This is a genomic window from Streptomyces sp. HUAS TT11 (assembly GCF_051553595.1).
In the GTDB taxonomy this organism is placed as follows: Bacteria; Actinomycetota; Actinomycetes; order Streptomycetales; family Streptomycetaceae; genus Streptomyces.
This window is the reverse complement of sequence record NZ_CP196185.1, coordinates 204,286-216,878: the sequence shown is the minus strand read 5'-3', so window position 1 is coordinate 216,878 and position 12,593 is coordinate 204,286. Positions and strand designations below refer to the sequence as shown.

At 67.0% G+C, this 12,593-nt stretch carries 11 protein-coding genes and 1 pseudogene; 8 read left to right on the top strand and 4 right to left on the bottom strand.

Features of this window, described 5'->3' with window-relative positions; genetic code table 11:
- Nucleotides 1–281: 281 nt before the first annotated feature.
- Nucleotides 282–548 (top strand): hypothetical protein, encoded by a 267-nt coding sequence (locus tag ACSHXN_RS44640; RefSeq protein WP_438306697.1) that lies wholly within the window; start codon nt 282–284, stop codon nt 546–548.
- Between the two features lie 164 nt (nt 549–712).
- On the opposite strand, the gene ACSHXN_RS44635 is transcribed toward ACSHXN_RS44640, so the two are convergent.
- The gene (locus tag ACSHXN_RS44635; protein ID WP_438306696.1) at nt 713–856 is read right to left on the bottom strand and encodes a hypothetical protein; all 144 of its coding nucleotides are present in this window, start codon (nt 854–856) and stop codon (nt 713–715) included.
- 796 nt (nt 857–1,652) lie between these two features.
- Here ACSHXN_RS44635 and ACSHXN_RS44630 point away from each other — a divergent pair.
- The 4 genes from ACSHXN_RS44630 to ACSHXN_RS44615 all read left to right on the top strand — a co-directional run bounded on the left by ACSHXN_RS44630 (nt 1,653) and on the right by ACSHXN_RS44615 (nt 6,957).
- Complete coding sequence (locus ACSHXN_RS44630; protein ID WP_438306695.1) at nt 1,653–2,186, top strand: (2Fe-2S)-binding protein; 534 nt, start codon at nt 1,653–1,655, stop codon at nt 2,184–2,186.
- Entirely contained in the window at nt 2,183–3,172 is a 990-nt protein-coding gene (locus ACSHXN_RS44625) for an FAD binding domain-containing protein (RefSeq protein ID WP_438306694.1), read from the top strand. The genes ACSHXN_RS44630 and ACSHXN_RS44625 overlap by 4 nt, the downstream gene beginning before the upstream one ends.
- 566 nt (nt 3,173–3,738) lie before the next feature.
- The gene (locus ACSHXN_RS44620) at nt 3,739–5,823 is read left to right on the top strand and encodes a xanthine dehydrogenase family protein molybdopterin-binding subunit (protein WP_438306693.1); all 2,085 of its coding nucleotides are present in this window, start codon (nt 3,739–3,741) and stop codon (nt 5,821–5,823) included.
- Nucleotides 5,824–5,973: 150 nt separating this feature from the next.
- Nucleotides 5,974–6,957 carry an XdhC family protein gene (locus ACSHXN_RS44615; RefSeq protein ID WP_438306692.1) on the top strand — a complete coding sequence of 328 codons (984 nt, stop codon included), beginning with the start codon at nt 5,974–5,976 and terminating at the stop codon, nt 6,955–6,957.
- 146 nt (nt 6,958–7,103) lie between these two features.
- On the opposite strand, the gene ACSHXN_RS44610 is transcribed toward ACSHXN_RS44615, so the two are convergent.
- The 3 genes and pseudogenes from ACSHXN_RS44610 to ACSHXN_RS44600 all read right to left on the bottom strand — a co-directional run.
- On the bottom strand, nt 7,104–8,006 hold the full coding sequence (locus tag ACSHXN_RS44610) for an AraC family transcriptional regulator (protein WP_438306691.1): 903 nt from the start codon (nt 8,004–8,006) through the stop codon (nt 7,104–7,106).
- A 519-nt stretch (nt 8,007–8,525) separates the two neighbouring features.
- A complete protein-coding gene (locus ACSHXN_RS44605; protein WP_438306690.1) occupies nt 8,526–9,359 on the bottom strand; it encodes a GNAT family N-acetyltransferase in 834 nt (277 codons plus the stop codon).
- An 827-nt stretch (nt 9,360–10,186) separates the two neighbouring features.
- Nucleotides 10,187–10,395, bottom strand: a pseudogene (locus ACSHXN_RS44600) (IS982 family transposase); the annotation flags it as partial.
- Nucleotides 10,396–10,613: 218 nt separating this feature from the next.
- Between ACSHXN_RS44600 and ACSHXN_RS44595 the strand changes: the two are divergent.
- The 3 genes from ACSHXN_RS44595 to ACSHXN_RS44585 all read left to right on the top strand — a co-directional run bounded on the left by ACSHXN_RS44595 (nt 10,614) and on the right by ACSHXN_RS44585 (nt 12,511).
- Complete coding sequence (locus tag ACSHXN_RS44595) at nt 10,614–10,736, top strand: hypothetical protein (protein ID WP_438306689.1); 123 nt, start codon at nt 10,614–10,616, stop codon at nt 10,734–10,736.
- Nucleotides 10,737–11,080: 344 nt separating this feature from the next.
- The gene (locus ACSHXN_RS44590) at nt 11,081–12,022 is read left to right on the top strand and encodes a ricin-type beta-trefoil lectin domain protein (RefSeq protein WP_438306688.1); all 942 of its coding nucleotides are present in this window, start codon (nt 11,081–11,083) and stop codon (nt 12,020–12,022) included.
- A gap of 153 nt (nt 12,023–12,175) precedes the next feature.
- On the top strand, nt 12,176–12,511 hold the full coding sequence (locus ACSHXN_RS44585; RefSeq protein ID WP_438306687.1) for a YbaB/EbfC family nucleoid-associated protein: 336 nt from the start codon (nt 12,176–12,178) through the stop codon (nt 12,509–12,511).
- The last annotated feature ends 82 nt before the right edge of the window (nt 12,512–12,593 follow it).

Genomic DNA, 12,593 nt, shown 5'->3' with positions numbered 1-12,593 from the left:
TGGGAGGATCTCCAGGTTGATCTGGGTGGGGAGGGCTCGTGTCAGCAACGCTGCCGTCGTGCAAGGGCCTGTCAATCCCCTGGAAGCGTAGAGGCCTCTCTCTTAGAAGCTGTTGTCTTTCTGAATGTGGATCGCTGCTTTTTCGCTGCTCAGGCATGATGTCGACGGTTCTGCGGCAGGGACGATACGTCGTGTTGTTTCGTCGGGGAGGTATGCAGGTTCCGTCGGTGATGGGGCTGTTGGAGGTTCGGGCGTCGGCTGCTCGGGTGCGGGTGGGGGAAATGCACGCCGAGGCGGACCGGGTTCTGTCCGAGCTGGCGGAGGCGGAAGCCGTACTCGAGCGGCGGGTCGCCGCGCTCGCGGAACTGGCCGAGGCCCTGGCCGCGGATGCTGTGCCGCAGGAGCCGGTCCGGCCGGCATCGGTTCCGAGCCCGGTGAAGGTGCCCGTGGCCGGGTCGGTGGTTCCCGAGTGGTTGCGAGGGGGCACGGCTCAGGTGCTCGCGCCGGAGTACCGGCGGCTGCTGGGCGTACTGGAGGCCGACAGCTGAGGGGAGGGGCTGCGGGCGAAGGACCTGGCTGCTCAGTTGGGCCTGGAGTTGGTGTTCGCGAAGGTCGAAGGTGTGCGGGTCAAGGCGAAGCGGCTGGTCGCACGAGGCTGGCTGGTTGAGGACCGGCCGGGCCTGTTCACCCTCCGATGCCCGAAGGTGAGTGATCAAGTGCGGCGGCGGGCGAGGCGGCGTCCCATGAGCATGGCCATCGACCACTGCACGGCGGCTTCGCTGGTGGCCGGCCGGGTCTCGTAGTCGCGGGCCAGGCGCCGGAGCGCATCAGCCAGCCCAGGGTGCGCTCCACGCATCAGCGTCGGGGCAGTACGACGAAACCGCACATGTCGTCGCTGCGCTTGACGATCTCCAGGGTGAGGCGGAGCTTCTGCCTGGCCCAGTCAACGAGGCGGCCTGCCCCGCCGCATCCTTGTTGGCCTTGACCCTCAAACACGCCTCGAACACCAGGTGTTTCGAGATCTCAAACGACTTGGTTCCCCTCGTCCGGCTCATCCCGGGGACTCCGGTCGACCGCCAAACAGACCCGGACGACCCGCCCCCTTCGCTCAACCGGCGTTACCGGGCTTCATCAGTACTACGGGTCCGACCCCGTACCCCGCATCGGTACTCGGCCCCTCACGGTATTGTCCGCCTGCGGTTCTCCCTCTCGCCACCACCCCAATCGGACGGTGACACGGGTCGAGGGGTTCCCACGTTCCGTGCAAGAGCCCGGGCCAAGCTGGCGCCGCCTCCATGCCGGACGCCGTCCGGGCAGTCGGCAGGCTTCCCCCCGGACTTGTCCCGGAGCCCAGATCATGCCCCGGTTTCGACGCCATTGAAGAAAGTTACGACACGTCGTCAGGGGGTAGACAGGGGCAGCCGATGCACCCACCCGCCACGACGTTGAGCGGAACCGCACTTGGCAACAGGTAGCGCCCTGGGACGGGGTAGAAATATGCAAGATCTCGCCGTTCATGTGCAACATTTCTTCTCACCCACCCGGTTGAATTGCAGGCGCCCCAGCAGGTCTGGCGCGGGATAAGCGCTGTAGAGATCTTCTGTGTCCGTGCGATGTGCGGCGATCCTTGACGGGCAAGCGAGAGGAAAAAGGTGCAGGACACCCACAGCGAACTAACGCTTCACGTCAACGGTCTAACGTACCAACTGACCGTCGACAACCGCAGGACACTGCTCGACGCGCTGCGCGAACAGACTGGCCACACGGGAACGAAAAAAGGTTGCGATCAGGGACAGTGCGGCGCCTGCACTGTCCTGCTCGACGGCCGGCGCACGGTTTCTTGTCTGACTCTGGCGGTCGCTGCCGAAGGCGCTGAGGTCACCACGGTGGAAGGCCTCGCCACGGACGGCCAGTTGCACCCACTTCAGGAGGCCTTCGTACGGCTCGACGGTTTCCAGTGCGGATACTGCACCCCCGGCCAGCTCTGCTCGGCAGTCGGAATGCTGGCCGAACACGCGGCGGGCTGGCCCAGCGCGGCCACCGCCGATGTCTCCGCCGACAACCCCGCACTGGACACCGAAGAAGTCCGCGAGCGGATGAGTGGCAACCTCTGCCGCTGTGGCGCTTATTCCTCGATCGTACGCGCCGTGCTCGAAACAGCGGTCCGTGCGGAGGTTGCCAAGTGAAGCAGTTCATCTACGACCGGCCCACACAAGTCCGGGATGCTCTCACCCTGATGTCCCAGAACGACCGCGCCCAGTACTTGGCCGGTGGCACGAACCTCGTCGATCTGATGAAGAGCGAACTTGAGGGCCCCTCCCGCCTGGTGGATGTGCGTCATCTGCCACTGCAGGGCATACACGAGACGCACGACGGTGGGCTCTTCATTGGTGCCACGACGACCAACAGCGATGTCGCGGCCCACGCGGAGGTACGCAGCCGGTATCCGGCGCTGAGCCAGGCGATTCTGGCGGGAGCCTCGGGGCAGCTGCGTAACATGGCCACCGTAGGCGGCAACCTGCTGCAGCGTACCCGGTGCAATTATTTCGCGGACCGCTCGGAGCCCTGCAACAAGCGGGCTCCCGGCAGTGGATGCGCCGCGGTCACGGGAGAGCATCACAACCACGCGATCCTCGAATGGTCCGACCACTGTATGGCGACGAATCCTTCAGACATGGCGGTACCTCTGGCCGCGTTTGACGCGGTGGTGCACTACGAAACACTCGGCGGGACCCACGACATCGCGCTGTCGGAGTTCTACCCCCCCGTCGGTGACACGCCGCAGCGGGAGACGCTGCTGCCACCGGGAGCCCTGATCACCGGTGTGACCCTGCCGACCTCCGCCGAGTCACCGCGGTCGCGTTACCGCAAGGTCCGTGAACGCGCGTCCTATGCCTTCGCCAATGTATCCGTGGCGGCAGCTCTGGACGTCCGTGAGGGATCGGTGGACAGCGTACGGATCGCCTTCGGAGGTGTCGCATCGCGGCCCTGGCGCGCACTGACGGCCGAGGCCGTCCTGCAAGACCAGCCGGCCACCGCCAGCATGTTCCGGGCCGCGGTTGATGCGGAATTGTCCGCCGCGCGCCCGCTGGAGCACAACCGCTACAAGGTGGCACTGGCCCGCAATCTCGCCGAGACCGTCCTGACCGGGCTCGTCGAGCAAACCGTGTAACTCCACGGACGGTCTCGCCCGAGACGGCTCAGCGCCACCAGCCGGATGCGGAGAGGAAGGTGCCTTCCGGCGCCGCACGGGCCAGGGAAACGGCGCCGGTACGCCTGAAAAAAGGAGCCAGTGGTCTCTCGTCGCCCATGGGACGCGCTGGGCATGTGGGTCGGGAGTCACTGGCTTCTACGTCTCCGCCATGCCGCACTACTCGACAGCAGAGGGACCCACGGCGTCCTCCTGCCGTGAGCCGGGGCCCGTCAGCGTTGTTCACACGGAGGAGAGGCGACCGGTCATCCCGGAGGAGCCCCTCGGTAATCGGCAGCCGGGACCGGCCGGGGACCGGAATGTGGGTCGTCACCGCTGGAGCACCGTGCCCACCAGGCCGTGGTCCGTCGACTCCTTTCCGCCCACACCGGGATCGATGGTATTCGCCTCTGCCCCACTACTCACCCGATGAGCTACCCAAGGAGATCCCACGCGTGAATGCGCTCCCCGCCGACGTGTCTGCGAACGCGAAGGAAGCCACTCGACATAGCACCTCCTCACCGTCCACAGTCCCGGAGAGTCCGCCCATGTCCGTTGTGGGATCCGCGCTGACTCGCATCGAGGGGCCAGCTAAGGTCACCGGCGCCGTCCGCTACGCGGGTGACGAGCCAATACAGAATCTCGCGTTCGGCTATGTGGTCACCTCCACCGTGGCCCGGGGACGCATTCACGACATGGATGTCTCCGCCGCTCTGGGCATGCCGGGCGTGCTGGGTGTCCTCGACCACCGCAACGCGCCTCGCCTCAACCTTGAGGCCGGATCGTTCTTCGGCCCCGACGGCGGGATGCACCTGCTGCAGAATGACGACATCCCTCACTCTGGCAGGCCGATCGCCCTCGTGATGGCCGAGACGATGGAGCAAGCACGGTCGGCGGCCGCGCAAGTGAAGGTGACCTACGAGCGGGAACCGCACGACGCCGACTTCTCCCTTGAGCATCCCGCTGCTCGCCCGGCGACGCCGTTTTTCGGCGAGGACGCGAACGTCGGTGACGTGGACGCGGAACTGGCCGCGAGCGAGGTGGTCGTCGACGAACGGTACCGGACACCCGAGGAACACGGCGCGGCCATGGAGCCGCACTCCGCAACCGCCTGGTGGGAGGACGAACGCCTTCAGATCATCGACTCTAATCAGGGGCCGTTTCTGGTCGCGATGACGGTGGCCAAGCTGTTCTTCCTGGACCCGAAGCAGGTGCGCGTGCGGTCCCAGCACGTCGGCGGCGGCTTCGGGTCCAAGTCGGGAGGGTGTGGTCCCCAGCTGGTCCTGGCGGTGATGGCCACCATGGTCCTTGGCCGTCCCGTACGGGTCACGCTCACCCGGAGCCAGGTGTTCCAGGCAATCTCGGCACGGCCGGCGACCGACCAGCGGGTCCGGCTCGGGGCCGATTTCGGCGGCCGGCTGCGGGCCATCGAGCATACGGCCGCCTTCGAGATCTCCCCACTCGCCGACTACCTGGAGAACTGCACCGAACTCTCCCACACCCTGTACGCGGCACCGGCGATCCGCACCCGGCGCCTCGCAGTCCCGCTGGACATCCTGCCCCCGTACTCGGTGCGCGGGCCGGGCGCAGCGCCGGGTTCGTTCGCACTGGAGTCTGCCATGGACGAACTGGCGGAGCGCCTGGGCATGGACCCGGTCGAACTGCGGCTGCGAAATGAGCCAACTGTCGGCCCCGTATCGGGTCTTCGCTTCAGCAGCCGTAACCTCATGCCCTGTCTGCAGGAGGGAGCCCGCAGGTTCGGCTGGGCCACACGGGACCACCGCCCCCGGATGCGGAGGGAGGGAAATTTGCTCGTCGGCACGGGAGTGGCAGTCACTTCCTTTGCGGGAGGGGCGCTGCCCTCCTCGGCGTCCATTACAGCCGAGACGGACGGGACCTTCACCGTGGGGGTCGGCGCCTCCGACATTGGCACCGGCGCGCGGACCGCGCTGACCGCGGTGGCCGCTGACGCGCTGCGCGTCGAGACCGCGAGGATACGGATCCAGATTGCGGACAGCGACCTTGGCCCCGCATGGAGCGCTGGCGGGTCCCGGGGGACGGCGTCATGGTCGTGGGCGATCACCGAGGTCGCTGCGAAGCTGCGTTCCCAGTTGGAGGACGCCGCACTGCCGCTGACGGTCTCCGCCGACACCACCGAGTCGCTTGGCAAACTGGCCCTGATGGAGCGCCATTCCTACAGCGCCCTGTTCAGCGAGGTGGCCGTCGATCCCGCGACCGGCGAGGTACGCGTACGGCGGCTGCTGGGCATGTTCGCCGTAGGACGTGTGATTAACCCGCTCCTCGCACGCAGCCAGCTCGTCGGCGGAATGGTCATGGGGCTGTCGATGGCCCTGCACGAGGAAGGCGTCCGTGATCCCGTCACCGGTAGGCACATCAACGCGGACTTTGCCGGCTACCACATCGCCGCACACGCCGACATTCCGAACATCGAAGCCGACTTCATACCCGACTACGAACCCGGTGACCCCTCAGGCATCAAGGGTGTGGGGGAGATCGGCACCGTCGGCACCGCAGCCGCGATTGCCAACGCGGTATGGCACGCCACAGGGGTCCGCCAGCGGGCCCTCCCGCTCCGCCTCGACCGCGTATTGGAAGAGCACCCTCAGCCGTGACCTCGCCGCATCGAAGGCGCGCACCCGTGCGGGTGCCACTGCTTGCACCGCCCGCACGGGTGTTATTGGCTGGCGGGACTCCCGAGCCGCCCACCCGCCGGATCCGCAGTAGTAACTTCCCCGTCGGCACCGCCAGGACAGGATGCTCGGATGCTGCGTGAAGTCTGGCCCTACGTCGATACCCACCACCGTGCGGGCCAGCCGGTCGTACTGGCCCGTCTCGTGGACCGCGACGGGCCCGGGTCACGACCACTCGGCGCGACCATGGCCGTGGCCGGAGATGGAACCTGGCGCGGCTCTCTGTCGGGGGGCTGCGTCGAGGGCATCGTCCTTGAGGCAGCTCGCGAGGTACTGGCGGGGGCGCCACCCCATGTGACGGTCGTGACTCCTGGGGAACACCTGCTGCCTTGGGAGGAGGTACCGGCCTGCGCCGGCGAACTGCGGATACAAATCGCTCCCGCACCGCCGGAGCCGATTCACTCCGCGATCACCACGGCCTTAGCCGAGGATCGCCCGCTCGCGATACAGGTCGATCTGCGGCCGCCCTACCCCTGGTCGGTGGCCGCTACCATCGGCCAACTGCCGCAGGACGAAACTACCTTCACGGAAGAGCTGACGAAGCGGCCACGGCTGCTACTGATCGGTGCCACGGACCTCGCGGCAACTCTGGCTACTCTGGCCGGCTCACTGCACCGCGGTGTCGTCGTCCTCGATCCCCGGCCCGGCCACGTCATCTCCGGGGCCTTCCCGGACAGCGTCACACTCGTGTGCGCCTGGCCCGACGAGTGGATCGCCCACCATCCGCTCCACGCTGATGACGCGCTCGTTACGCTCAGCCACGACCCGCGCATCGACGACCGCGCGATCCGCGCCGCCCTGGCCGGTCCCGCCGGATACATCGGCGCGCTGGGCAGCAGGGCCACCCACACTCAACGGCTACGACGCCTGGCGGACCTTCCGGACCTGGTACGCCTCCACGGCCCCACGGGCCTCGATCTCGGCGGGACCTCACTCGCGGAGAGCGCCCTGTCCATCCTCGCCGAGATCGTCGCGGTGAACAACGGACGCAGTGGACGCCGACTGCGCGACGGCCACCTTCCCATTCGCGCCGCTGTGGCGACACCGCACGCCTGAGGCGCCTTCAGGCCGCTCGCGGTAAGAGGGCGGATACCGATATCGCCGGATTCACGCGCGGGTTAAGGAGCGATTTTCTCTACCGCCGGCTGCTGCACCCCGCTGTGCCTCAGTAGGGCCCGCGCAGCATTTCTTAAACGCGCCTTTTACTCGTGAGAAATAAGCCGGACCGCCCTGTTCACTGCCCGGCCAAAGGTGTCCCGGCTCGGCGGTACACCGAACTGACGCCGGTATTCCCGGCTGAACTGGGACGGGCTTTCATAGCCGACGTGTCGGCCAATATGCGCGATGTCTTTGGGGTGGGATGCCAGCAGGATCCGGGCCTCATGGAGTCGTAACCTCTTCTGGAACTGAATGGGACTCATCCCGGTAACGGCCTGAAAATTACGGAACAGAGTGGAAGGGCTCATACCTATGAGTTCCGCTACGTCCTCCACTCGGAAGGAAGCCCTATAGTTCTCCCGGATCCACTGCACGGCTTTCGTGACGTGGGAGAGCTTGCTGTCGGCGAGACCGATCTGGCGGACCGCTGCGCCCTGCTCGCTCGTGATCAACCGCCATAGGATTTCCCGCTTGTTGAGCGGTACGAGTATGTCCATGTCCTGGGGCCGGTCGAGCAGGCGTAGCAGTCGTACGACGGCGTCGAGGAGTTCGCCGGACGCGTCGCTGACGGTCAGGGTGGATGGTGCGGCGTGACCGTTCGGAACGGTGCCTGGAGCCGCCTGTATCAGCAAGTCTGCGATGGCCGAGGGCTGAAGCAACAGGCCGAAACCCAGGGCAGGGCGGTCGGGGGCGCCCTCCGTGAAGCGGCTGATGACGGGCAGGCCGCCCGAAGCGACGAGATACTGCCCGGCGCGGCACTCGTATACGCACTTGCCCAGGGCGACACGCTTGGCGCCCTGCGCGACCAGGGTCATGCACGTTTCGGTCATCGCCGCCGATGGCGCGTCAGCCCCTTCCGCCTTGCTGATCAGCACGCCCTCGATTGCAGTAGTTCCCCCAACACGGGCATGACGATTCAGCAGGGTGCGAAGTTCATTCAGCAACATGATTTGATCGCAACCTTCTGGTCGAGAGCGAGTCCCAGCTATCAGCTGGCGGAAGATGAGGGGCCGGTGAAGGACTCAAATAGACACGCCAAGCCATCCGGTTGACCGTACGCCGGGTGCATGGTCGTGGTCCGCAACGCAGAGCGGCAATGGCGAACTCCACGGTCAGGATCCAGCGCGCAGGCAGCTTCTCCTTCCGATTCATGTGCGGGCGCGACGGGCATTCTCACGCACTGGCCTCCTGCGGTCGGCACCTCCTGCCCACGCGAGCGGAGTTGTGTGAGATCTGCCACTTATGTGCAAATGCGTTCGGACTGAGACGGAGTACGGCCGGCTCATCACCAGATATCGCCCCGGGCATGAGGAAGTGATCGCCACCGCTGTTTTAGGGACTTTTACGACTGCGCCGTACACGTCAACCGCTGCACTGGAAGCACGGAGTTCCGCCGACGCCGTGCGGTGCCTCCCGTGCCTCCGGCACGGGACCGCGACCCGGGCGCGGGCTGAGTGCTGGTGGCCTTATTTGCGCCAGGTCCAGGTGGTTCGTTCGTAGAGGGGTTGGAAGCCGGCGCCGAGCAGGTTATGGAGGGAGGTGCTGCGGGTGCCGAGGGTTTCGTCTCCGGTTTCGGCGACGAGCCATCGGCAGCCGGCTGCTTTGACTGCCCAGGCGCGGATGGAGAGGAGTGCGGTATGGGCGCCGCGGCCGCGGTAAGCGGGGAGGGTTGCTGCACCGAACATGTGGGCGCATTCTCCGTTGATGTAGATGCTTCCGACGGCGATCATCTGTTCGCTGTCCCAGACGGCATACTGACGCCAGTTCGGTTTGCCGACGCAGGAGGCGGCGTCGATCATGCCGGGTCCGGTGAAGCCGTAGGCGGTCATCATGACGGTGGCCCATTCGCGGGCCTGGTGGGGTTCGATGAGGCCAATGTGCCAGCGGGGGTCGAGAGCAGCGATGCCGTCGACGGCGGTCAGGAGGGTTTCGGTGTCGCAGCCGAGTTTGACATGGCTGTGGCCGGTACTTAGCCCCAGGCGGGCGGCAATGGAGGCCCAGTCCGTGGGCAGCATCGGCGGTGCAATCATGAACGACCCTCGAGAGACACCCTGTTTGCGGTAAAACGCGATGATCTGTTCCAGGGTGTCTGCGGTGACGGTCTCACTGGTGTCGAATCCGCCAGCCCGGTTGAAGAAGTGGGTGGGGTACTCGCGGATCGCCAGGGCGAGTGCGGGGCCGATCTCCAGTGAGCCGATGCCCAGGGTGTCGCGTACAGTTTCCGGTGCGCTGGTCAGGAAGTCGGTGTAGGCCTTGATTTCGGTCTGTTCGGCCAGGCTGGGCGGGACGGTGGCGTTCACGCGTGGTTTCCCTTTTCTTAGTCGTGTACGACCCCAGCACGGCGGTAGCGAACCCGTCCGGCTGCCTATATGCCGGAAGTGGCCGCTGCCAGGGAGTTCGCTCAGTCGGGCGTTCAGCACGCCAATGTGCAGGTCGTGGGCGAAGCGGGCGCGCAGACGAAATGACGGAAGTCGACGAACGCTTGTGCCGGCATGGAGATCGGGCCCAGCCGGTCGCTTATGTGTCAGTCGGCCGTGGGCCGGTCGTGCCTGGCCGCGACGGTGAACTCGCCCGTACGTTCGACAGTTTTTTCATAGTTGGCGAAGTAGGCTCCGCCGGTGTCGACCGGGTCCAGATGTCTTCAAGCCCAGGCGTCCGCAGGTGCTGCGCGTGTACCCCCCCGGACCTCCGGACTGCCCTAGGCGGACCGGGCCCTTACCGGCGACCCGGTACACCTGCCGCGCACCGTCGACCACGACAGCCCGCGCCTGGCCTGTGATGGTTTCCCAACGGCCCCCGGTGTCCGGAACCGTGACTGTTGATCTCATACTCGCAAGATGCGTTGGGAACTGGCTGAGTTCGATTGTCTCCCAGACTCCTTCCACTGACCGCTTCTCGACGGCGGCGCGGCAGTCGCCGGAGAGCGAGGCCGAGGCCGTGCGGAGGCCAGAGGCTCGACTCGGTCACCATCGAGGTGCTGTCGATTCCGCTGCTATCGCCGGGCCGCCGTTTTGGCGAAGTTGTCCTGCACGACTGCGCAGCCAATGGCGGGCGCACCACACGGCCGCCTCGGACGGCGCCACCAGGACCCGCACGACCACAGCGAGCCGGGCCATCCGGGATCGCTGGCGGCACCGTGCCGCAGCCAGCGGGCCTCGGGGACATAGCCGAGCTGAGCCTGCATTACCGCCAGGGTCATCAGCTCGGCATCCGACAGCCGCGGAGCGATGCCCACCGCGGGCCGCCACGGGGCCAGATGAGGCGAAACCTTCAGCAGGTCATCGAATCGATACGCACGTGGAGTGCGGTAGCGAGGGTGTCTATCTCGGTCGTCACACACTGAGCTTGGACGCCCTGGTCCTTTTCATGGACCCGAACCCTTGGACGATCATCTAGCCGAAGGACCGCGCGACTTCACCCGTCGCCGCGCCGGTCCAGTGCGCACCGGCCCGGGAACCGGGCCTGTCGTGTGTGCGCCGGTGCCCGCCGTCGGGCGGTCCCATGCCGCCCCGGCACATGCAGCGGCTCCTCGCCCTCGCGGGCACTGTGGCACCATGACATCGGTGCAAGCACCGCAACCTGCGGGGGTCGGACCCGAAGGCCCGGACCCCACCCAGGCCGATCTCGGCGTCAGCCCGCAGGGCATCGAGGCGGAACGGCTGCCGATGACATCGTAGATGCACCGGCCCGGCCCGGTCCGGGAAGACGGCCCCCATGCCGAACGGCTCGTGGTCGGCGGGGCAGATCACCGGATCTGCGCCGCGTAACGGCGACCGCCCGCGCCTGCCGTTCCGCCAGGCATGGGTGCCTGCCGTGCCCGCAGCGCCTGTCCGGCGTGCAAGAGGTATCCCCGTGCGGCCCGGCAAAGCCTGACTCCTAAAATACAGGCAAAGCTTGACTCCTAAAATGACTGCTACGTTGTGTCCGCCTTCTGGCCACCGATATGTCAAGCCGCGCTTCGACGGTTGCCTGACGTACATCCCATGCCCGTCCCATGGTTTCCGAACTCATAGGAGACGCTGTGCCGCCCCAACCCAAGCCGCAGGACCCAGCGCTGCTGGACGGAGCCTCCTCGCGCTTCGCCGACGCGTTCACCCGGCGCACGCAGCTGCGCCGGGACGGCGGTCCGCGGCCCCGATCGTGGACGTGGATAGCCGCCGCGGCCGCGCTCACCACCGTCGCGGTCCTGGTCGTCTTTGCGATCGCGAAACTCCCCGCCGGCTCCGGCGACAAGGAGAAGACCGTTGCGTCCGCTTCGCTGTCCCCGACGTCGTCTGGCTCCTCTGCGGTGGCCGCCCCGCGAAGCGGCTCGTCCGCACCGGGTCACGAGGGCGTTGTCAATGCCGCCCGCCCCGGCGCCGGTGCGCCGAACGGCGGAAGCGGCACCAAGGTCACCGGCGAAAGCGGCGAATCCGGCAACACGCCGATCGCGTCGCCAGCCGCTGGTACGAACACCGGCTCCACGCCCGGCTCCACGTCCGTGTCGGGGTCCGCGTCCGTGTCGGGGTCCGGCGGCTCGACCAACGAACGGTCGAACAGCGGTACACAGAACGTGCAAACCGTCACGTACCCAGGTGTTTTGGTATTCAATCACGCCAGCGGCCGCTGCATCGCCGCCACGGGCGCCCAGAACAGCAAGGCCGTCGACGGCACGCGCCTCGAGATCCGGGACTGTGGCGGCGGATCATGGCAGAAGATCGACTTCCGTTCCGACGGCACCGCCCGGATGTTCGGCCTGTGCATCGACGTCGCCGGAGCCTCCCAGAACGACGGCACGCCCATCCAGCTCGCCAGGTGCAACGGCGGCTGGGCCCAGAAGTTCATCCTGAACAAGTCACACGACCTGGTCAACAGCGCGATCGGCAAGTGCGTCGATGTCGTCGACAAACGCACCGCTAACGGCACCAAGCTCCAGCTGTGGACCTGCTACGGCACCGACAACCAGAAGTGGAGCAAGCGCTGAGCGTGGCCGGGTCGCGCAGCGGAGGGTCAGCGGATGCCGGCGCCCGCAGCGTCGCCCCGGTAACACCGGCTTCTCTTCCGCCCCCACGTGCGCATGAGCTCGAAGGGCGACGCTCCCCGAACGGCACGCCCCCCACACGATCGGAATGCAGACATGGACCTTGACGACGGCCTCGGCATCCGGAAGCTGCTGGACAGCACCCGCCGGATCCAGCAGGACCTGACCCGCGCCCAGGAGGAGTTCCGCGCGCTGACCGTGCAGGGCACGGCGGGCGGCGGCGCGGTGAAGGCGACCCTCGACGGCAAGGGCGTACTCCAGGACCTGGTGATCTCCCCTGTCGTGGCCGACCCGGGCAACGCACAGGGTCTGGCCGACATGATCGTCTCCGCCGTCCGGGACGCCCAGCAGGACTTGGCCGCCCGGCACGAAGAGCAGTTCGTGCCCATGCTGGAATCGCTCCGCACAGAACTGGGGGACTTCTCCCGCTAACGCCCTGCTGAACCGCATCCCCGGGCGCCGGGGCCGCCGTCCGGTTCCCAACCGGTCCCGCGGCCCCGGCGCTTTTGCGCGC